Genomic DNA, 21,034 nt, shown 5'->3' on the forward strand with positions numbered 1-21,034 from the left:
CTTCGGCGATTTTTTCTATCTAAAAGGAGAAATAATTGGAATTAGGAACAATAAAAAAAGAATTGGATAATTTTGATGCCAAAATAAATCAATTTAGGAGGTCACTTTGACCTAGAAGGTCTAGAAGCTCAGATTGCACAAAATGAGGATCAAATGACAGAGCCAGACTTTTGGTCCGATGCAAAAAAGGCACAAGATTTAATTAATGAAACTAATAGTTTAAAAGATACTTATAATAATTTTAAGAAATTGACTGAACAAGCTGATGAATTAAAAGTTTCTTATGATCTTGTCAGTGCAGAAGCAGATCAAGACATTCAACAAGAATTAGAGTCAGGGTTAATTAAACTGCAAAATGATCTGCAGCACTACGAAATGCGTCAGCTTTTAAACGGTAAATATGATAAATTAAATGCTATTTTTGAAATTCATCCGGGTGCAGGAGGCACTGAATCTCAAGATTGGGGAGAAATGCTTTACCGGATGTACAACCGTTATGCAGCTATTAGTGGCTTTGAGTTTGAACTTATTGACTATCAAGAGGGAGAAGAAGCAGGAATAAAAAGTGCAACCTTCGTGTTGAAAGGATATAATGCATATGGCCTTTCTAAATCAGAAAAAGGGGTTCATCGGCTGGTTCGAATTTCTCCTTTTAATGCTCAGGGTAAGCGTCAAACTTCGTTTACATCAATTGATGTAATTCCAGAAATTGATGATTCGATTGAAATTGATATCCGACCAGAAGATCTAAAAGTAGACGTTTATCGCTCAAGTGGAGCTGGGGGCCAACATATTAATAAGACTTCTAGTGCTGTGAGGATCACCCATTTGCCAACAGGACTGGTTGCAGCTTCTCAGGAACAGCGGTCTCAATTTCAAAATCGGGAAACTGCAATGACAATGTTAAAATCAAAACTTTATCAACTAGAGCGCGAGAAGAAAGAAAAAGAGATGGCCCAAATTAAAGGAAATCAAATGGAGAATGCCTGGGGCTCTCAAATTCGTTCTTATGTTTTTCATCCATACAATTTAGTAAAAGACCATCGAACCGGCTTTGAAACAAGCGATGTAAACTCAGTGATGGATGGAAAATTAGAAGGCTTTGTTAATGCTTATCTGCAATGGAACTTGAATCAAAATAAGGAACAAGATATTGATTGAATTAAAAAATGTGATAAAAGAATATCCTAATGGAATTACCGCTTTAAAAGGAATTGATCTCAAAATCGAACAAGGTGAGTTTATTTATATCGTTGGTGCTTCAGGCTCCGGAAAATCAACTCTTATTAAAACTCTTTATCGGGAAGAGCGAGTAACTTCTGGAATTATCAAAGTAAACGAATATGATTTAATGAGGATGAAAAATAGCCGAGTTCCTTATCTTCGTCGTGAACTTGGTGTTGTATTTCAAGATTTTCGCCTTTTGCCGCGGTTAACGGCATATGAAAATGTTGCTTATGCAATGGAAGTAATTGAAAAAAGACCAGAAGAAATTAGAACGCGAGTAATTGAAGTTCTAGAAATGGTCGGCTTAAAAGACAAAATTAGACGATATCCAAATGAATTATCAGGTGGTGAACAGCAGCGAGTTGCAATTGCTCGTGCAATTACGAATAAACCATCGATTTTAATTGCTGACGAACCTACAGGAAATCTTGATCCTGATACCTCTGATGAAATCATGGAAATTCTTGAACGAATTAATCAACAAAATACAACAGTAATTATGGCAACTCATAATCAAGGAATTGTTGATAAGTATGTCCATCGAGTTTTGACAATTAGACAAGGGCATTTAATTAGTGATCAAGAAGAAGGAGCTTATCGTTATGAAGCTTAGAACTATTTGGCGTCATATAGTTGATAGTTTAAAAAGTATCCGCCGTAATGGATGGATGACTTTTGCTGCCGTTAGTGCAGTTACTGTTACTCTTTTTATTGTAGGGGTACTTTTTACTGCAATTTTTAATGTTGGAAATATTTCGGGTCAGATTGAAAAAGACGTTAAGGTTCGAGTTGAAATTGATACTAAAGCATCAAAATCTCAAGAATCGGCTTTAAGAAAGAAAATTGAAAATATTTCAGATGTTAATAAAGTTACTTTTTCAAGCAAGACCAATGAATTGGACAAAATTACCAAAGTGTACAATTCTAATTTTAAAATGTTTTCGGGTGATGCAAATCCGTTAAGTGATGTTTTTGTTGTTGAAACAAAAAGCCCTAAGAAAACTATTAAGGTAGCAAAAGAGATTCGTTCTTTAGATAATGTTTATCGTGCGCAGTACGGCGGAGATCAGGCTAAAAATCTCTTTAAGTTTATGAGTGGAGTTCAATTTTGGAGTATTATTTCAATTATAATTTTGGTGGCAATTGCCTTATTCTTGATTTCAAACGTTATTAGATTAACTATCCTTTCAAGGAAAAATGAAATTCAGGCGATGCGTTTAGTTGGTGCAACTAGCTGGTATATCAGATGGCCTTTTCTACTAGAAGGAGCAGAAACTGGAATTTTAGGCTCAATTATTCCAATAATCTTAATTAATTGGGGCTATACTGTTGTTTATAATCAAACAGTTAGTGGATTAACTAATTCAGGCTATACTCTTTATGCACCAGGGGGATTCCTTTTCCAAATTGATTTATTACTAATTTTGTTAGCTATTATCATCGGAAGCCTTGGTTCGCTGGTTTCAATGAGAAGATTTCTAAAAATTTAATATAATTTCTCTCCAATTTGGAGCGAAGGAGAAGTTTTGAAGTATAAAAAGTTACTGCTATTTTTAATTTTACCAGTAGTGGCTTTGAGCCTAACTGCTTGCGGTGTAAAGGTTAAAGGTCAGCAGCTTACAGCTGTAGGTTCTACGGCATTACAACCACTAGTTGAAGCAGCTGCCGAAGATTATAGTCAAACTCATAGTGGAATTTTTGTAAATGTTCAAGGTGGTGGTTCAGGCACGGGACTTTCAGAAATTCAGCAAGGTGCTGTAGATATTGGAATGAGCGATCTTTTTGCGGAAGAAAAACGTGGCATTGATACTAAACAGCTTCAAGATCATCGGCTTCTAGTAACGGGAATTGCACCAGTCGTTAACAATAAAGTAAAAGTAGAAAATTTAACATTTAAACAATTAAGAGATATTTTTTCGGGGAAAATTACCAATTGGAAAAAGATTACGGGTCAAAATTTACCAATTGTAATTGTAAATCGAGCTAATGGTAGTGGAACACGTTTTAATTTTGAAAAGATTGTCCTAAATGGACAAACGGCAAAAGCGTCTCAGGAACAAGATTCAAGCGGAATGACAATTTCAATTGTCAGTTCAACTCCGGGAGCAATTAGTTATGTTTCTTTTGCGTATCTAAAAAATAGTGTTTTACAGCCTACAGTTGAAGGTGTTCGCCCAACTCAAAAAAATGTTACTACTAATAAGTGGAAAATTTGGTCTTATGAGCATCTTTATACCCGTAAAAATCCAAATAAAACCACGGTTAGCTTTTTAAATTATTTACAGTCTGAGAAGTTAACTGAACTAATTAAATCAATGAAATATATTCCAACCAGCCAAATGAAGGTTGAACGGGATGTTAATGGTAAGGTTAAAAAATTAGCGCCGGAGCTAAATCATGGATCCAATTAAAGAGAGCTTACTTAAAACTTCAAAAAAAACAAAAGAAGAAAAAATTGGGAAGATAATTACCACTTTTTGTATTTTGCTGATCATTGTGATGGTGGGGGCAATTTTATTATTTGTAACCTTTAAAGGTTTAGCAACTTTTTTTGTTAATAAAGTTAATCCAATTTCATTTTTGTTTGGAACTAAGTGGAACCCATCGCTTGATAAACCCCAGGTTGGTGCCCTGCCAATGTTTCTGGGTTCTTTATTAGTTACTATTTTTTCAGCATTAGTGGCAACTCCGTTTGCGATTGGAGCAGCTACTTTTATGACGGAAATTTCTCCTAGATCAGGGAAAAAATATTTACAGCCGGTAATGGAATTACTAGTGGGAATTCCTTCTGTTGTTTATGGATTTGTTGGATTAGCAGTATTTGTTCCATTAATCAGAAAAATTTTTGGCGGTACAGGATTTGGAATCTTAACTGCAACCCTTGTACTTTTTGTGATGGTTTTGCCAACGATTACTTCGATGACTACGGATGCTTTAAATTCGGTTCCTAGAAATTATCGTGAATCTTCTTTGGCCTTAGGGGCGACAAGATTTCAGACAATTTATAAAGTTGTTTGGCGGGCTGCAACTCCTGGCATCATGACCGCGGTAGTCTTCGGGATGGCACGTGCTTTTGGAGAAGCACTAGCGGTTCAAATGGTAATTGGGAACGCTGCTTTGATGCCTTCAAGTTTAACCAATCCGGCTTCGACATTAACTTCTATTTTGACAATGGGGATTGGTAATTCGGTTTCCGGAACATTAGAAAATAATGCTCTTTGGTCCTTAGCGTTACTATTGCTTTTAATGTCACTGTTATTTAACATGTTGGTTCGTTGGATTGGTAAGAGGAGTTCTTTGAAATGAATAGTGCAAAAAAAAGTCGTGACAGCCAATTCAGTGATCGAGTAGCAAACGTTGTATTTTATGCAATTGCGGGTATTATCTGTTTAATCTTAGCAGCATTGCTTCTATACATTTTAATTACTGGGTTACCGCATGTTTCATGGAAATTTTTGACCTCCACTTCCAAATCATTTCAGGCAGGTGGAGGAATTGGAATTCAATTATTCAATTCGTTTTACCTGTTAATTTTAACGATGATTATTTCCATTCCGATTTCTTTAGGCGCTGGAATTTGGCTTTCAGAATACGCGAAAAAGAATCGTTTTACGGATATTATTCGTACAACGATTGAAATTTTAAGTTCTTTACCCTCAGTTGTGGTTGGACTTTTTGGCTTTATTTTATTTGTTTTACAATTTCACATGGGTTTTTCTTTATTGTCAGGAGCCCTTGCGTTAACAATTTTTAGTTTACCGCTTTTAACAACTAATGTTGAAAATGCACTCCAGTCGATTCATTTTACTCAAAGAGAGGCAGGACTTGCTTTAGGACTTTCTAGAATTGAAACTGTGTGGAAAATTGTAATTCCAGCGGCCCTTCCGAGTATCATCACGGGAATGATTTTAGCTTCCGGGAGAGTTTTTGGTGAAGCCGCTGCTTTAATTTATACAGCAGGTCAAAGTGCGCCGGCATTAAACTTTTCTAATTGGAATATTTTTGATATTTCAAGTCCTTTAAGTCCTTTTAGACCAGCAGAAACTCTGGCAGTTCATATTTGGAAAGTGAACTCAGAAGGATTAATCCCGGATGCTTCCCAAGTTTCAGCAGGAGCTTCAGCAGTATTGATTATTGCGGTTTTAATTTTTAACTTTGGGGCAAGATATCTAGGTAATCGCCTTTATAAACATATGACGGGGAATCAAAGTTGATTGATGAAAATTCAGAAACTTATATTCGGGATCTAAAAAAAGAAGATCGAGAACTTGCACTAAGTACCGATGATTTACATGTTTGGTATGGAGAGCATGAGGCAATTCATGGGGTGTCTTTGGGTTTTGAAAGATTTAAAATTTCTGCGCTGATTGGAGCTTCAGGATCTGGTAAATCTACCTACTTACGTTCGCTAAATCGAATGAATGATAATATTTATGGTACTAAAGTTCTTGGAAAAATTATGTACCGTGGTTTAGATATTAATTCAGATAAAATTGATGTTTATGAAATGAGAAAGCATATTGGAATGGTGTTTCAGCAGCCTAACCCTTTTGCTAAATCGATTTATGATAATATTACTTTTGCTTTAAAGCAGCATGGTGAAAAAGATAAAGCAAAGCTTGATGCAATTGTTGAAAAGACTTTAAAGCAGGCAGCTTTGTGGGAACAAGTTAAGGACAAATTGCATACCAGCGCTTTAGCTCTGTCGGGAGGACAAGCTCAAAGGCTTTGCATTGCTCGAGCAATTGCGATGGAACCTGATATTTTACTGATGGATGAACCAGCAAGTGCACTAGATCCGATTTCAACCCAAGCAGTTGAAGATACAATGATGGAGTTAAAAGATCGGTATACAATTATTATTGTGACCCATAATATGCAGCAGGCAGCCAGAATTAGTGATTTTACAGCCTTTTTTCATCATGGTAATGTTTATGAATATGATGATACAAAGAATATTTTCATGCGTCCGCGAATAAAATTAACGGATGATTATGTCTCTGGACATTTTGGTTAAAGGTAAACATGGCATTAATAAAAACAACAAATTTAAATCTCTATTATGGAAAGTTTGAAGCCTTACATGGAATTTCAATTGAATTCAAGAAAAATGAAATTTCTGCTTTAATCGGACCATCCGGCTGTGGTAAATCTACATATCTTCGAACTTTAAATCGAATGAATGATTTGATTCCGGGAGTAACTATTACCGGTAAAACAGTGATCGGAGATACAGATATTTATGCACCTTCAACTGACGTTACTAAATTAAGAAAGAGAGTGGGTATGGTTTTTCAGCAGCCTAATCCGTTCCCTTTCTCAATTTTTGAAAACGTGGTTTATGGTCTGAAAATTGCGGGAGTTAAAGATAAATCTCAATTAGAAGAAGTGTGTGAAAGATCTTTAAAAGAAGCAGATATTTGGGAAGATGTGAAAGATAAACTCAATTCTTCGGCTCTTGGACTTTCGGGCGGGCAGCAGCAAAGAGTATGTATCGCCAGAGTATTAGCAGTTAGGCCAGAAATTATTCTTTTAGATGAACCGACAAGTGCGTTGGATCCGATTTCAACCAATAAAATCGAAGATATGCTTCTTTCGATGAAGGATCATTATACGATTATTATGGTCACTCATAATATGCATCAGGCTTCGCGAATTGCTGATATGACTGCATTTTTTTTACAAGGAAAATTAATAGAATTTGATAAAACATCGAAAATGTTCCTAAATCCAGAGCAACAAGAAACTCAGGATTATATTTCAGGAAGATTTGGTTAGAAAGGAATAAAGTTTGAGACAGACTTTTGACGAGGAATTAGAAAAATTAAATGAAGGTTTTACCCATATGGGTAAAATGGTGGAAAAACAAATTGAAGATGGAGTTGGTGCTTATTTAAATCAAGATTTAGAATTAGCTCAAAAAGTAATTGAGAGGGATCTTGAGATCAACGATGAGCAGATGACAATCGAAAAGAAGAGCTTAGAATTAATTGCTTTACAGCAACCAGTTACTGCTGATTTACGTTTAATTATAACTGTTTTAAAGGCAAGTTCTGATTTAGAAAGAATGGGTGATCATGCAGTAAGTGTTGCAAAATATTTACTGCGTCAAGATAATTTCGAGCGAATTATGCCAATTGAGCAAATTATTGCCCAAATGGGCCTTGATGTTCAACAAATGTTGGATCAGGTTCTTTTGGCGTTTACTAAAGAAAATCAACAGCAGGCAATTGAAATTGCCCGTTCAGATAAAAATATCAATGAGTTTTCAATTGAAGTATATAAGATGTGTATTAAGAATATGAAAAAAAGAACTGATACCGTCGAGACCGATACAAATTACATGCTAGTAGCTAATACAATTGAACGCATGGGAGACTACGTTACTAACATTTGTGAATGGGTTGTTTATTTAGTTGAAGGTAAATTAGTAGATCTTGATACCGATAATATGTCCTAATTTTTAAAATCAGCCTCAAGACTTATGATAAATACTTTTAATCAAGGCATAATAATAAGGTAATCAAGTTGGAGGTAATTATCCATGGATGAACGTAAAAGGATCATGGATCTGGTAAAAAAAGGAGTAATCACTTCAGAAGAAGCAATTGTTTTGCTTGAAAAGTTGGGTGAAGAAAGTGCCGAAGGCACAGGTGAAGATGCCTATAATTATAATACGAAGAAAACTACTTATCAGAATGATGAATCTAGTGACTATATTGATAATTTAAAGAAGCGCATCGAACAAGTTAAAGAACGTTTAACTGTTTTAAATACGCTGGATGATTTTGAAAGACTTAATGATGAAGAGGCTGCTGAACGCGATGATCTGGAGCGGTCTTTAGCTGAACTGCAGGCAGAACTTGTTAAGGCAGAAAAAGAACGTAAGACAATGGATTCTCAAGATGACCGAAAATTCTTTGGGATGGATTTCGACATTGATACTGATGGATTAGAAGAGCAAGCGAGACATCTTGCTTCCAAGGTTAAAGAAGGTGTAAAAAACATTTCCAATAACTTTGAACTTCGTGATTTCAATGTAAAAATTCCAGGTTTTGCTCGTTCAAAGAAAATTACTAATAATTATGAATATGATGCAAGCAGAGTTAAAGTTTTAACAGTTAAGAATTTTAACGGAGACATTATTATTAATAAGAGTGATGATAATCAAATTCATGAACGTATTACTTATCGTGTTTACGGTAATATTAGAAATAGTAGTGCTGAAGATTTTTTTAAAAACAATACTGTCAATGAATTAAATGGCTCAACTCTTAACATTAAAATGCATCATCGAATTGAGGCAACGATTGAAATTAATATCCCCTCAGAAACTAGTTTATCGAGTGTTAATTTAAGGTGTAAGAACGGAAGTTTTGATTTAAACGATCTTGAAGTTGATGATCTTGTAGTTGCGGCAACTAATGGGACTGTATTTTTAAATCAAGCGGACGTGGATCATTTAGAAATAAATAATGTAAATGGATCAATTAAAGTTGAACAAAGTACATTAAGAAACGGTTTATTAAATACAGTAAATGGCTCGATTAAGACCTTGGATAGTCTGACCGATGTTGAACTTTCAAGCGTTAATGGAAGTATAATTTTGAGCCATTTAAGTAAATATTCTAAAAATGTTGATGCTCATGTGGTTAATGGGACTGTAAAAATTTCAGTTCCAGTTGAGTTAGGTTATGTGATTAAAGCAGAAACAAAAAATGGGTCAATTAACAATCGTTTAAGTGATATCAATGTTTTGTCATCTGAGAAAAACAATCGAATAGTGAAACTTGAACATCTTGGCGCAGGTGCAGCCGATCTTCAAGTTAGTACGATTTCTGGTTCGGTTTATTTAAAAGATAGTTTAACAGAGGAGGACAAATAATAATGCTCAGTCTGTTCATTTCAATTTTTGTAATAATATTGATCCTGGGTGTTTGCTTTTCGATATTGGGCTTGATTTTTGGATTGTTGTTCAAGTTTTTAGGAATTATTATTAGTGTTGCCTTTGTTGCTTGGATAATTGATCTAATTTCAGGTGGACGACTGTTTAAATCAACTCGTAATCGCTATCGTAATCGTCATTATCATCATCGAGATTGGTATGTAGTGGATAAAAAGAATCGTCGTCGTAATCACGATCATGATGAATGGAGTAACTTTTAAATTCAAAAATGGTTAAATTTATTTTAAGAATTGCAACTAATATTATCGTTTTTCTAGCAGTGGCATACCTTTTTCCAGGTATGCTTTTTGTTAACTCAGTGCAAGTTGGAATTATTGCGGGGCTTTTTCTGGCCATCATCAATACGCTTTTAAAACCGATTCTTAAAGTTCTATCTTTTCCGATTACGGTTTTGTCGCTAGGTTTTTTTTTGGTAATTCTTAATGCTGGACTATTAGAATTGAGCGCTTCATGGGTGAATAATTATCTTCACGGAGAATATATTAGCATTAATGGTTTTTCTAGTGCCTTAATCTTAGGGTTGATTTTCTCTGGTGCTAATCTTTTAGTTCAAAATTATTTTAAATCTCGCCGTTAAAATTAGGTATAATGTAACAAGTTACTGAGGAGGTTTTCATGGCAGATTTTGTTACAGTTGATGAAGTTGTTAAAAAGTTAAATTTAACTGTTAAATCAGGAATTGATTTTATCAATCGAAAAGTTAAAGTTAGTGATATTTCTCGCCCCGGATTAGAGTTAACTGGATATTTTGACTTTTATCCAGCAGATCGAATTCAGATTTTAGGACGAACGGAAATTAGTTATATCAAGTCAATTAGTCATCTTAATCGAATGGCAGTTTTTGAAGAAATGTGTGAAGCAGAAACGCCAGCTTTTTTGGTGACTCGAGATCTAGAAGTGCCCCCAGAATTAATGGCAGTTGCTACTTCTAATGGGATCCCGGTGATTTCAAGCTCAATTGCGACCAGTCAAGTTTCAAGTATGTTGGAGCAGTTCCTAAGTGATCAATTAGCAAAACGAGTTTCGATTCATGGTGTTTTTGTTGAGATTTATGGCTTGGGAGTTTTGATTACTGGGGAATCTGGCATTGGAAAGAGTGAAACTGCGCTTGAACTTTTAAAGCGGGGCCATTTGCTGATTGCTGATGACCGAGTAGAAATTCATCAAATGAATCAAAACTCTTTAATCGGTGAACCACCAGAAATTTTACGTCATCTGTTAGAAATTAGGGGATTAGGGATCATTGACGTTATGAGTTTGTTTGGTGTTGGAGCAGTTAGAGATCGGGCGGATATTAATTTTAAGGTTGAACTAGTTAATTGGGATAATAACAACCGATATGACCGAATTGGAACCCAGTTTAAAAAAGATGAAATTTTGGGAATTGAAGTACCTCGTGTGACGGTACCAATTAGAGTTGGTCGCGATATTCCCGGAATTATTGAAGCAGCAGCCATGAATTATCGTTCAAAATTGATGGGATTTGATGCAGCGAAAACTTTTGATAATAATCTTAATCAATTAATAGCCAAAAATTCTAAAATTGATCAAGAAAATGAATCTGAAGAACAAAGACAAAAAGATCACGCAGCAGCGAAACCTTTAAATAAAGATACAAATGACCAAGATCATGCTTAATTTAGAAACATTGAATCCGATTTTTGGTAATTTTTTTGGGCTTGAGATCCGCTGGTACGGTGTTATTATTACGAGCGGAATTGTGATTGCTTTTTTGATGGCATTACGCGAAGGCAGAAGAGTTGGTCTACCAGATGATACATTTTATGATATTTTGCTTTTGGCAGTACCTCTTTCAATTGTCGGAGCAAGGATTTATTATGTGGCTTTTGATTGGAAAAATTATCAGCACGATCTTTTGGCAATTTTTGATATTCGACAAGGCGGCATTGCAATCTATGGCGGTTTAATTACAGGGTTATTAGTGATTTACCTGTATTGCCGACATAAGAAACTTAACATGTGGCAAATTTTAGATGTAGTGACTCCAGGAGTTCTTCTGGCACAGGCCATGGGACGCTGGGGTAACTTTATGAATCAGGAAGCTCATGGTGAAATAACAACGAGAGCTTTTTTAGAGTCATTACATTTACCTAATTTTATTATTGATCAAATGAAGATTAATGGAGTTTATTATCAGCCGACATTTCTTTATGAATCTTTATGGAGTTTAATTGGAGTTATTATAATTTTGGCTCTTAGACATCGAAAACAATTATTTAAACAAGGTGAAATTGCTTTAACTTATGTAATTTGGTATTCAGTTGGCCGCTTCTTTATCGAAGGAATGAGAACGGACTCGCTGATGTTTGGCACAATGAGAGTTTCGCAAGTTTTAGCTTTAATCTTAGTTTTGGGCTCTGGATTATTAATTATAGTCCGTCGAAAAAACAGAAAACTTAAATGGTATATAGAATAAAACGAGGTAATAATGAGTAGGATTACGGTACTAGGAACTGGTTCTTGGGGGACAATTTTGGGTAATATGTTGTCTGAGAACGGTCATGAGGTTCATTTATGGGGTAATAATCCCAAAGTAATTGATGAAATTAATAATATCCACACAAATGAACATTATTTAAAGAAGTTTCACATAAATCCTACTTTAAAAGCAGATCATGATTTAAAGATCGCTTTAAATGGGTCTGATGCAGTATTATTTGTTGTACCGACTAATGCAATTAGAGTTGTTGCTGAACAAATTAAACCCTATCTTGACCAAGCTGAAAACAAACCAATTTTAATTCATGCGGCAAAAGGAATTGAATTAAAAACAAAATTGAGAATCTCTCAGGTTATTGAAAGTATTTTACCGGTAGCTGAATATGGAGAGGTCGTAGTAATTTCAGGGCCATCACACGCAGAAGATGTCGCAAGGAAAGATTTAACTGCTTTAACGGTGGCCTCCCGAGATATTTCTCATGCTCAAACAGTTCAACAAATATTTAAAAATAATTATTTTAGACTTTATACCAACGATGACGTTGTTGGAGTGGAAGTCGGAGCAGCACTTAAAAATGTAATCGCAATTGGTGCAGGGATTGTTCATGGCTTAGGCTACGGTGATAATACTAAGGCAGCTTTAATGACTCGTGGTCTTGCTGAGATAACTCGTTTAGGGGTAAAGCTTGGAGCAGATCCTTTAACATTTAGTGGTTTATCTGGAGTTGGTGATTTAATAGTTACCTGCACTAGTTCTAATTCTCGTAATTGGCGGGCAGGAAATGATTTAGGACGTGGAAAAAAGCTTGATGATATTTTAGAAAATATTGGACAAGTTGTAGAAGGAGTAACAACTGCTAAGTCAGTTCACTTTGAGGCTCAGGAGTTAGGAGTTTCAGTCCCAATTACTGATACAATTTACGAAATTTTATATGAAAATAAAGACCTTAAACAGGGCATCATTGATTTAATGAATCGTGATTCAAAACCCGAATTTATTTAATAATTTGGTTTTTATAATTAGGCATGCTATAATTTTTATCACTTACTTAAAGTAAGAAAAGAGGCAAAAGGGAATGACAGAAGCAGAAATTTTCGACGTAATTATAATTGGAGCAGGTCCTGCTGGAATGACTTCAGCCATTTATGCTGCAAGATCAAATTTAAAGACTTTACTTTTAGATCGTGGGATTTATGGCGGTCAAATGAACAATACAGCAGAAATTGAAAATTATCCCGGCTATGAAAGTATTCTTGGCCCTGATTTATCACAAAAAATGTATGATGGAGTCGAAAAATTTGGTGCCGATTACCGATATGGAACAGTTCAAACGATTAATGATTTAGGAACTGTTAAGGAAGTTATTACTGATGAAGGCACATATCAAGCTGGAGCGGTTATTTTAGCAACCGGGGCAGAACACAGAAAAATTGGAATTCCTGGTGAAGAAGAGTACGGTGGACGAGGAGTTTCGTATTGTGCTGTTTGTGATGGAAACTTCTTTAAAAATAAAGATATTGCAGTAGTCGGCGGCGGAGATTCAGCAGTTGAGGAAGGAATCTATCTTGCTAATTTAGGACGTTCAGTAACCATAATTCATCGAAGGGATCAATTAAGAGCTCAGAAAATTTTGCAGGATCGAGCTTTTGCAAACGATAAAATTCATTTTATTTGGAATGCTGATGTTAAAGAGATTATTGGTGATGGTAAAGCAGTAACAGAAATTACTTATCGTGATAAACAAACTGATGAAATAAAGAGTGTTCCAGCAAGCGGAATTTTTATCTATGTTGGAGTACTTCCAATGACAGATGCTTTTAAAAGCCTGGGTGTTCTTGATAATAACGGCTGGATTATTAGTAATCCAGAAGATATGACTACAAGTGTACCAGGTGTTTTTGCAGTTGGAGATGCTCGGAAAAAAGATTTGCGTCAAATTGCTAATGCAGTCGGTGAAGGAGCAGTTGCTGGAAAAGGTGTGTTTGATTATCTTCAAAGTTTACCAGCTGCAAAATGATAATAAAATTAATATATTTTCCTCTTAGATGAGACTATAATTTAGATAGTTTATTTTAAGTCTGGAGGAAAAAATGGACTACCAAACTGAATATCAAAAATGGTTAGATTACGAGGATTTAGATTCTGAATTACGCAGGCAGTTAGAAACAATGCCAGAAGAAGAAAAACAAGAAGCTTTTGGTTACCCGATGGAATTTGGGACTGCAGGGATGCGCGGGTACTTAGGACCTGGTATTGGCGAAATGAACATTTATACGGTGAAGCAGGCAACAGAAGGCCTGGCACGATTTATGGATGAGCAGGGAAGCGAAGCCAAAAAACGGGGTGTCGTTATTAGTTATGATTCTCGTTATCATTCGCGTGAATTTGCTTTTATCTCCGCTGGTGTTTTAGGCGCACATCAAATTAAAACCTATGTTTTTGATGATATTCGACCGACTCCGGAATTATCATTTTCGATTCGTGAACTTAATACTTTTGCTGGGATTATGATTACAGCAAGTCATAATCCTAAACGCTATAATGGATACAAGATTTATGGTGAAGACGGGGGACAAATGCCGCCAGTTGATGCCGATGTTGTCACAAAATATATTAGAGAAGTAACAGATATTTTTCATATTAAAGAGGATTCAATCTACGAACTAAGAGACCAAAAACTGATGCAGATAATCGGATTTGATGTTGATGAAAAATACTTAGCTGATGTTCAGTCTGTTAGTATTGATCCAGAAATGATTGCAAAATGGGCACCGAAAACTAAGATTGTTTATACGCCTTTATACGGAACTGGTAAGGTTATTGGTTATAAAGCATTGAAAAATATTGGCTTTACTGATTTTAGAATGGTTGAAGATCAGGCAATTGCTGACCCGGAGTTTCCAAAAACTCCGAGTCCAAACCCAGAGTTTGAGGAGACCTTCAACGAAGCAAAACAAATTGGTAAAGAGATCGATGCTGACATTTTAATTGCAACAGATCCTGATGCTGATCGTCTGGGAGTAGAAGTTAAGATGCCAGATGGTGAATATCGCCAGCTAACAGGAAATCAAATTGCTGCCGTTATTCTTAATTACGTTTTGACCGCAAAAAAAGCTCATAATGATTTGCCTAGTGACGGGGCATTGGTAGAGTCCATTGTTTCTAGTACATTACCAAAGGATATTGCTTCATCCTTTGGCATTCAAACTTTTCAAGTTGAAACCGGCTTTAAATTCATTGCTGAAAAGATTCAAGAATTTGAAGATCAAAATCATGGGACTTTTCTTTTTGGATTTGAAGAAAGTTATGGATATTTATTAAAAGAATTTGTCCGTGATAAAGATGCAATTCAAGCAATTACGATTATGGCGGAAATTGCTGCTTATTATAAATCTATTGGTCAAACCGTTTACGATGGTTTGCAGGAGATTTTTAAACAGTATGGTCATTTTATTGAAAAAACTATTTCAGAAGAATTTGAAGGTGCAGCTGGAAAAGACAAAATGGCTGCGATCATGGCTAAATTAAGAGCTGAAAAAATTGATAATTTTGCAGGAATTCCAGTGGAATTAACGGAAGATTATGATTGTGATTTGAGAGTTTATAGTTCTGGTAAAGAAGAAAAATTAAACATGCCAAAATCTAATGTTTTGAAATATGTATTAACAGATGGTTCTTGGATTGCTGCTCGACCGTCAGGTACCGAGCCAAAAATTAAGTTCTATTTTGGAACTAAAGGAAAAGACGACCAAGCAGCCCAAGACTCCTTGGATCATTTAATCAAAGCCCTAAAAGCTTATATATCATAGGAGGACATAATGGGACTTCATCAATATATCAGCAGTTTAAATGATTTAGAAAAAATTTATCGAGCTCCCGGATTTTTTAAATTTGAAAAGCATTCAGTTGCGGCTCACTCATTTCGAGTTGCTGAAGTTGCTCAGCTTTTGGGAGATTTAGAAAATTTAGATGGTAATGTTGTAGATTGGCGGATGCTTTATGAAAAATCGCTTAATCATGATTATACTGAAAGATTTATTGGTGATATTAAGACCCCGGTTAAATACGCTTCTCATGAATTAAGGGAAATGTTAGCAACGGTCGAATCGTCGATGACAGAAAACTTTATTGACAATGAAATTCCGGAAAATTTGCGAGAAATATTTAGACGTCGTTTATCTGAAGGTAAGGATTCTACTTTAGAAGGAAAAATTCTTTCAGTTGCTGATAAGTTGGATTTATTGTATGAATCTTTTGAAGAAATTGAAAAAGGAAATCCTGAAGAAGTTTACTTTTCGATGTTTGAAGAAAGCTTGACTACAATTTTACAATTTCAAGAGCTTTACTCAGTTCGATATTTTATTAAAAAAATCTTACCAGAAATGCTTGATGAAGATTTTTTGTATCACAAAAAACTTAACGGTATGGCAGAGGAGATTATGTCTTCTGTTGAAATTATTGACCTATAATAATATTTTCATTTTTCAGCGAGGCCATTTTTGGTGCCTCGCTTTGTTAATCTAGGAGTAATTTTGCATGATAGAAAGAACTACTGATAACAAATTTGATTTAGTAACAGATTATAAGCCTGCAGGAGATCAGCCTCAGGCAATTGAAAAAATAACGAATGACTTTTTAAATGGCAAAAAAGAAGAAATTCTTTGGGGAGCTACAGGAACTGGAAAGACATTTACAATGTCTGAAATAATTGCCAATTTAAATCGTCCAACTTTAGTTTTATCACATAATAAAACTTTAGCAGGACAGCTTTATGGAGAGTTTAAAGAGTTTTTTCCGCATAATGCAGTTGAATATTTTGTAAGTTATTACGATTATTATCAACCGGAAGCTTATGTTCCCTCAAGTGATACTTTTATCGAAAAGGATGCCTCGATTAATGATGAGATTGATAAACTTCGTCACTCAGCGACAAGTGCTTTGTTAGAACGGAATGATGTGATTGTAGTCGCATCTGTTTCAAGTATTTTTGGCTTGGGAAGTCCGGTTGAATATCGTGATCACTCAGTATCAATTAGACCGGGAATGGAGATTTCTCGTAATCAGCTTTTAAAATCACTGATTGAAATTCAATACGAAAGAAATGATATTGATTTTCAACGCGGGCGCTTTAGAGTTCGGGGTGATGTAGTTGAAATATTTCCAGCTTCTCAAGGCGAGCATGCAGTAAGAATTGATTTTTTTGGTGATGAGATTGATTCTATCACCGAAGTAGATGCACTAACTGGTGAAGTATTAGGGAAAAGAAATCATATCGTAATTTTTCCGGCAACCCACTTTATGGTTAATGACAACCAAATGGGCATCGCAATTAAAGGAATTGAAGAAGAGTTAGAAGAACAATTGAAGTGGTTTCGTGATCATGATAAATTGTTAGAAGCTCAGCGCTTAGAACAGAGAACTCATTATGATATTGAGATGTTAAGAGAAATGGGCTATACTTCGGGAATTGAAAATTATTCTCGTCATATGGATGGCCGTAAGCCTGGAGGGCCACCATTTACGTTACTTGATTTCTTTCCGAAAGACTTTTTAATTATGGTTGATGAATCTCATGTTACAATGCCCCAAATTCGTGGGATGTATAATGGTGATCGTGCTAGAAAGCAAACTTTGGTTGATTATGGATTTCGTCTTCCATCAGCTTTAGATAATCGTCCGTTAAAACTTCATGAATTTGAACAGCACGTAAACCAAATTTTGTATGTATCAGCCACTCCAGGGCCTTATGAACTAGAACGAACAAATAATATTTCAGAGCAAATTATTAGGCCAACAGGATTATTAGACCCTAAGATCGAAGTTAGGCCAATCATGGGTCAAATTGATGATTTAGTAGGCGAGATCAATAAGCGAATTGAAAAAAATGAACGCGTTTTTGTGACAACTTTGACTAAAAAAATGGCTGAAGACTTAACGGATTACTTTAAAAATTTGAACATTAAAGTTCGCTATTTACATAGCGATGTTAAAACTTTAGAACGAACTGAAATCATTCGAGATCTGCGCTTAGGAAAATTTGATGTTTTAGTCGGGATCAACCTTTTAAGAGAAGGACTTGATGTCCCGGAAGTATCATTAGTTGCAATTCTTGATGCCGATAAAGAGGGCTTTTTGCGAGCGGAGCGTTCATTAATTCAGACAATTGGCCGAGCTTCAAGAAATGAAAATGGGGAAGTTATCATGTATGCAGATAAAATAACCGATTCAATGAAGAAGGCAATTGATGAGACTAAACGCCGCCGTTCAATTCAAGAAAAATATAATGAAGAGCATGGAATTACTCCAAAGACAATCATTAAACCAATTCGTGATAATATTTCAGCTGTTGTTGAAGAAGAGGTTAAGTCTTCAACCGGGGATCCAGACGTGGATTATACGAAGCTTAACAAAAAAGAACGTCAAAAAGTTATTGAAAAGCTGAGACAGCAAATGAAGGATGCAGCTAAGAAATTAGATTTTGAAGATGCTGCTCAGTTACGTGATACAATTTTAGAATTAGAAGCACAAGAGTAGGAGGATTAATGAAAAACCAGGGAAATCGAAATATTGTTATCAGAGGTGCAAGGGAGAATAATTTAAAAAATGTAAATTTAACAATTCCTAAGGATGCACTAGTAGTATTCACTGGTCTTTCTGGTTCGGGTAAGAGTTCACTTGCTTTTGATACTTTATATGCAGAAGGAAGACGCCGTTATGTTGAAAGTCTTTCTAGTTATGCGCGGCAATTTTTGGGGAAAATTGAAAAGCCGGATGTAGATGGCATTGATGGTCTATCGCCAGCCATTTCCATTGATCAGAAAACAACTTCTAAAAATCCTCGCTCAACCGTTGGGACAGTTACGGAAATTAATGATTATCTAAGACTTTTATGGGCTAGAGTGGGACATCCGATTTGTCCGAATGATGGCACAGAAATTACCAGTCAGTCAGTTGAACAGATGGTAAATCGGATTTTAGGTCTTCCTGAGGGACAGAGGATTCAGATTTTAAGTCCCGTGATCCGTGCTAAAAGAGGTCAGCATCAAAAAGTTTTTGATCGAATTAAAAAAGAAGGCTATGTAAGAATAATGGTCGATGGCGAGGTTCACGATATTTCTGATGATTTTGAACTAGCTAAAACTAAAAAGCATGATATTTCGGTAGTTGTTGACCGAATTGTGGTTAAAGATGGGATTCGCAGCCGCCTTTTTGACTCAATGGAAGCAGCGCTGCGCTTAGCTGATGGTTATGCAGATATAGATGTGATAGGAGGAGAACCTTTAATCTTTTCTGAACATTATGCCTGCCCAATTTGCGGGTTCACTGTTGGCGAGATAGAGCCAAGATTGTTATCTTTTAATGCTCCTTTTGGGGCATGTGAGACTTGTGATGGTCTTGGAATGCAGTTGCAAGTGGATGAAGATTTAGTAGTTCCAGATAAAAGAAAGACACTTAACGAAGGAGCCCTCGTTGCGTGGAATCCGATTTCCAGCAAGTACTATCCTGAGATGTTAAAGCAGGCTTGTGATCACTTTGGCATTGATATGAATAAACCATTTGAAAAATTATCTCGCAGTGACCAAGAATTAGTATTACATGGATCAAAAGGTAAAACTTTTCCTTTTCATTTTGTCAATGAATTTGGCAATGTGAGTGATGGTGATTTTGTTTTTGAGGGGGTCATGAATAACATTGATCGGCGTTATCATGAGACAAACAGTGATTTCGTTCGTTCAGTAATGCATCAATATATGGATGAAATCGAGTGTTCAACTTGTCACGGTGCTCGATTAAACCGCAAAGCGCTAGCAATTAAAATCAATGGCAAAAATATTGCTGAAATTTGTGAGCAGCCAATTAAAGAATCAATTAATTTTTTCAAAAATTTAGAGCTAACTGAAAAAGAAACGGCAATTGCTAAACCAATTTTAAAAGAAGTTATTGATCGTTTAACATTTTTAATAAATGTTGGTTTAGAGTATTTATCGTTAAGCCGAGCAGCAGGAACTCTTTCTGGCGGAGAGGCACAGAGAATTCGCCTCGCCACTCAAATTGGCTCGAACTTGTCAGGTGTCCTGTATATCCTAGATGAACCATCGATTGGGCTGCATCAGCGAGACAATGCACGATTGATTTCTTCTTTACAGAAAATGAGAGATTTAGGAAATACTTTAATTGTTGTTGAGCACGATGAAGAGACGATGCTGGCAGCTGATTATTTAGTTGATATTGGTCCCGGGGCAGGTGAACACGGCGGAGAAATCATTGCAGCAGGTACTCCAAAAGAAGTTGAAGATAATCCGAAATCTTTAACCGGTCAGTATCTTTCCGGCAAAAAATCCATTCCAGTTCCCAAGACTAGAAGAAAAGGCGACGGAAAGAAGATTAAATTAACTGGTGCTCACGGGCATAATTTAAAGAATTTAAGTATTACAATTCCGCGCGGCGAATTGGTTTTAGTAACGGGAGTTTCAGGTTCAGGAAAATCCACACTGGTTAATGGGACCTTAAAACGTGCCATGCGTCAGCAAATGCACCTTTCTACCAGTAAGCCAGAACCTTATACCAAGCTAACGGGAGTTACGGGAATTGAAAAGTTAATTAATATTGATCAGAGCCCGATTGGCCGAACTCCCCGTTCAAATCCTGCAACTTACACCGGAGTATTTGACGATATTAGAGATTTATTTGCTAAAACCAATGATGCAAAAATGCGCGGTTATAAAAAGGGTCGATTTAGTTTTAATACAAAGGGAGGTCGCTGTGAAGCTTGTCATGGTGATGGGATCCTGAAGATTGAAATGAATTTTCTGCCGGATGTTTTTGTAGCTTGTGACGTGTGTCATGGACGCCGTTATAATTCAGAAACTTTAGAAGTTGAGTATAAAGGCAAAAATATTTATGATGTACTGGAGATGCGGGTCGAAGAAGCAGTTAAGTTCTTTGAAAACCATCCCAAAATTAAACGTAAACTTCAAACAATTGTAGATGTTGGATTAGGGTATCTAAAATTAGGACAAAGTGCGCTTGATCTTTCTGGCGGAGAAGCTCAAAGAATGAAGTTGGCATCTGAATTACAGAAAAAATCGAGCGGCAAAAACTTTTATATCTTAGATGAACCAACAACTGGCCTGCATACTGATGATATTGCACGTTTATTAAATGTATTGAATCGATTAGTTGATCAGGGCAATACAGTTTTAGTTATCGAACATAATCTTGATGTAATTAAGTCGGCTGATTATATTATTGATCTTGGACCAGAAGGTGGAGATCTAGGTGGAGAAGTTGTTGCATCAGGAACACCTGAACAAGTGGCAAAAGAAAAAAAATCATACACCGGACAATATCTTGCTCAGATGTTGAAGAAAGGATAAAGG

The 21,034-nt window shown here is 35.8% G+C and carries 20 protein-coding genes; all 20 read left to right on the forward strand.

The genetic code is table 11. The features are described 5' to 3' along the window. Positions 1 to 35 precede the first annotated feature (35 nt). A protein-coding gene (gene prfB / locus R8749_RS01755; RefSeq protein ID WP_317697407.1) for a peptide chain release factor 2 occupies positions 36 to 1,161 on the forward strand; the annotation gives its coding sequence in 2 pieces (ribosomal slippage) (positions 36 to 107 and positions 109 to 1,161; 1,125 coding nt in all). Continuing rightward, positions 1,154 to 1,840, forward strand: coding sequence for a cell division ATP-binding protein FtsE (ftsE, locus tag R8749_RS01760; protein WP_317697409.1), 687 nt, complete (start codon positions 1,154 to 1,156; stop codon positions 1,838 to 1,840). Before prfB ends, ftsE begins: the two co-directional genes overlap by 8 nt. After that, positions 1,830 to 2,717 (forward strand): permease-like cell division protein FtsX, encoded by an 888-nt coding sequence (gene ftsX / locus R8749_RS01765; protein WP_317697411.1) that lies wholly within the window; start codon positions 1,830 to 1,832, stop codon positions 2,715 to 2,717. Before ftsE ends, ftsX begins: the two co-directional genes overlap by 11 nt. Before the next feature lie 36 nt (positions 2,718 to 2,753). After that, positions 2,754 to 3,638, forward strand: coding sequence for a phosphate ABC transporter substrate-binding protein PstS family protein (locus tag R8749_RS01770; protein WP_317697414.1), 885 nt, complete (start codon positions 2,754 to 2,756; stop codon positions 3,636 to 3,638). Continuing rightward, the gene (gene pstC / locus R8749_RS01775) at positions 3,625 to 4,533 is read left to right on the forward strand and encodes a phosphate ABC transporter permease subunit PstC (protein WP_317697416.1); all 909 of its coding nucleotides are present in this window, start codon (positions 3,625 to 3,627) and stop codon (positions 4,531 to 4,533) included. Before R8749_RS01770 ends, pstC begins: the two co-directional genes overlap by 14 nt. Beyond that, on the forward strand, positions 4,530 to 5,441 hold the full coding sequence (gene pstA / locus R8749_RS01780; RefSeq protein ID WP_317697419.1) for a phosphate ABC transporter permease PstA: 912 nt from the start codon (positions 4,530 to 4,532) through the stop codon (positions 5,439 to 5,441). The genes pstC and pstA overlap by 4 nt, the downstream gene beginning before the upstream one ends. Positions 5,442 to 5,464: 23 nt before the next feature. Then, positions 5,465 to 6,244 carry a phosphate ABC transporter ATP-binding protein PstB gene (gene pstB / locus R8749_RS01785; protein WP_425613238.1) on the forward strand — a complete coding sequence of 260 codons (780 nt, stop codon included), beginning with the start codon at positions 5,465 to 5,467 and terminating at the stop codon, positions 6,242 to 6,244. A gap of 8 nt (positions 6,245 to 6,252) precedes the next feature. Further along, positions 6,253 to 7,005, forward strand: a complete 753-nt coding sequence (gene pstB / locus R8749_RS01790) for a phosphate ABC transporter ATP-binding protein PstB (protein WP_317697424.1) — start codon at positions 6,253 to 6,255, stop codon at positions 7,003 to 7,005. A 13-nt stretch (positions 7,006 to 7,018) separates the two neighbouring features. After that, the gene (phoU, locus tag R8749_RS01795; RefSeq protein WP_317697426.1) at positions 7,019 to 7,687 is read left to right on the forward strand and encodes a phosphate signaling complex protein PhoU; all 669 of its coding nucleotides are present in this window, start codon (positions 7,019 to 7,021) and stop codon (positions 7,685 to 7,687) included. An 84-nt stretch (positions 7,688 to 7,771) separates the two neighbouring features. Continuing rightward, positions 7,772 to 9,112 (forward strand): DUF4097 family beta strand repeat-containing protein, encoded by a 1,341-nt coding sequence (locus tag R8749_RS01800; RefSeq protein WP_317697428.1) that lies wholly within the window; start codon positions 7,772 to 7,774, stop codon positions 9,110 to 9,112. A 2-nt stretch (positions 9,113 to 9,114) separates the two neighbouring features. Further along, positions 9,115 to 9,393, forward strand: coding sequence for a hypothetical protein (locus R8749_RS01805; protein ID WP_317697431.1), 279 nt, complete (start codon positions 9,115 to 9,117; stop codon positions 9,391 to 9,393). Positions 9,394 to 9,401: 8 nt separating this feature from the next. Beyond that, positions 9,402 to 9,770, forward strand: coding sequence for a phage holin family protein (locus R8749_RS01810; RefSeq protein ID WP_317697433.1), 369 nt, complete (start codon positions 9,402 to 9,404; stop codon positions 9,768 to 9,770). Between the two features lie 38 nt (positions 9,771 to 9,808). After that, entirely contained in the window at positions 9,809 to 10,831 is a 1,023-nt protein-coding gene (gene hprK / locus R8749_RS01815; protein ID WP_317697435.1) for an HPr(Ser) kinase/phosphatase, read from the forward strand. Further along, positions 10,812 to 11,630 (forward strand): prolipoprotein diacylglyceryl transferase, encoded by an 819-nt coding sequence (lgt, locus tag R8749_RS01820; RefSeq protein WP_425613205.1) that lies wholly within the window; start codon positions 10,812 to 10,814, stop codon positions 11,628 to 11,630. The genes hprK and lgt overlap by 20 nt, the downstream gene beginning before the upstream one ends. Before the next feature lie 9 nt (positions 11,631 to 11,639). After that, entirely contained in the window at positions 11,640 to 12,656 is a 1,017-nt protein-coding gene (locus R8749_RS01825; RefSeq protein WP_317698485.1) for an NAD(P)H-dependent glycerol-3-phosphate dehydrogenase, read from the forward strand. Positions 12,657 to 12,729: 73 nt separating this feature from the next. Beyond that, the gene (gene trxB, locus R8749_RS01830) at positions 12,730 to 13,671 is read left to right on the forward strand and encodes a thioredoxin-disulfide reductase (RefSeq protein WP_317697438.1); all 942 of its coding nucleotides are present in this window, start codon (positions 12,730 to 12,732) and stop codon (positions 13,669 to 13,671) included. Between the two features lie 73 nt (positions 13,672 to 13,744). Next, the gene (locus R8749_RS01835; protein WP_317697440.1) at positions 13,745 to 15,463 is read left to right on the forward strand and encodes a phospho-sugar mutase; all 1,719 of its coding nucleotides are present in this window, start codon (positions 13,745 to 13,747) and stop codon (positions 15,461 to 15,463) included. Positions 15,464 to 15,472: 9 nt separating this feature from the next. Beyond that, a complete protein-coding gene (locus R8749_RS01840; RefSeq protein WP_317697442.1) occupies positions 15,473 to 16,123 on the forward strand; it encodes a YfbR-like 5'-deoxynucleotidase in 651 nt (216 codons plus the stop codon). A gap of 67 nt (positions 16,124 to 16,190) precedes the next feature. Beyond that, positions 16,191 to 18,188: an excinuclease ABC subunit UvrB gene (gene uvrB / locus R8749_RS01845; RefSeq protein ID WP_317697444.1), complete on the forward strand. Its 1,998-nt coding sequence runs from the start codon at positions 16,191 to 16,193 to the stop codon at positions 18,186 to 18,188. Between the two features lie 8 nt (positions 18,189 to 18,196). After that, positions 18,197 to 21,031, forward strand: coding sequence for an excinuclease ABC subunit UvrA (uvrA, locus tag R8749_RS01850; RefSeq protein ID WP_317697446.1), 2,835 nt, complete (start codon positions 18,197 to 18,199; stop codon positions 21,029 to 21,031). The last annotated feature ends 3 nt before the right edge of the window (positions 21,032 to 21,034 follow it).

This window comes from Xylocopilactobacillus apis, assembly GCF_033095965.1.
Lineage (GTDB): Bacteria > Bacillota > Bacilli > Lactobacillales > Lactobacillaceae > Xylocopilactobacillus > Xylocopilactobacillus apis.

Excerpts from the sequence above, each read along its gene's own strand:
- pstB (WP_317697424.1), top strand. The coding sequence starts at position 6,253 with ATGGCATTAATAAAAACAACAAATTTAAATCTCTATTATGGAAAGTTT.
- hprK (WP_317697435.1), top strand. The coding sequence starts at position 9,809 with ATGGCAGATTTTGTTACAGTTGATGAAGTTGTTAAAAAGTTAAATTTA.
- trxB (WP_317697438.1), top strand. The coding sequence starts at position 12,730 with ATGACAGAAGCAGAAATTTTCGACGTAATTATAATTGGAGCAGGTCCT.
- R8749_RS01800 (WP_317697428.1), top strand. The coding sequence starts at position 7,772 with ATGGATGAACGTAAAAGGATCATGGATCTGGTAAAAAAAGGAGTAATC.
- uvrA (WP_317697446.1), top strand. The coding sequence starts at position 18,197 with ATGAAAAACCAGGGAAATCGAAATATTGTTATCAGAGGTGCAAGGGAG.
- R8749_RS01805 (WP_317697431.1), top strand. The coding sequence starts at position 9,115 with ATGCTCAGTCTGTTCATTTCAATTTTTGTAATAATATTGATCCTGGGT.
- ftsX (WP_317697411.1), top strand. The coding sequence starts at position 1,830 with ATGAAGCTTAGAACTATTTGGCGTCATATAGTTGATAGTTTAAAAAGT.
- pstC (WP_317697416.1), top strand. The coding sequence starts at position 3,625 with ATGGATCCAATTAAAGAGAGCTTACTTAAAACTTCAAAAAAAACAAAA.
- uvrB (WP_317697444.1), top strand. The coding sequence starts at position 16,191 with ATGATAGAAAGAACTACTGATAACAAATTTGATTTAGTAACAGATTAT.
- R8749_RS01840 (WP_317697442.1), top strand. The coding sequence starts at position 15,473 with ATGGGACTTCATCAATATATCAGCAGTTTAAATGATTTAGAAAAAATT.
- R8749_RS01810 (WP_317697433.1), top strand. The coding sequence starts at position 9,402 with ATGGTTAAATTTATTTTAAGAATTGCAACTAATATTATCGTTTTTCTA.
- lgt (WP_425613205.1), top strand. The coding sequence starts at position 10,812 with ATGACCAAGATCATGCTTAATTTAGAAACATTGAATCCGATTTTTGGT.
- R8749_RS01835 (WP_317697440.1), top strand. The coding sequence starts at position 13,745 with ATGGACTACCAAACTGAATATCAAAAATGGTTAGATTACGAGGATTTA.
- pstA (WP_317697419.1), top strand. The coding sequence starts at position 4,530 with ATGAATAGTGCAAAAAAAAGTCGTGACAGCCAATTCAGTGATCGAGTA.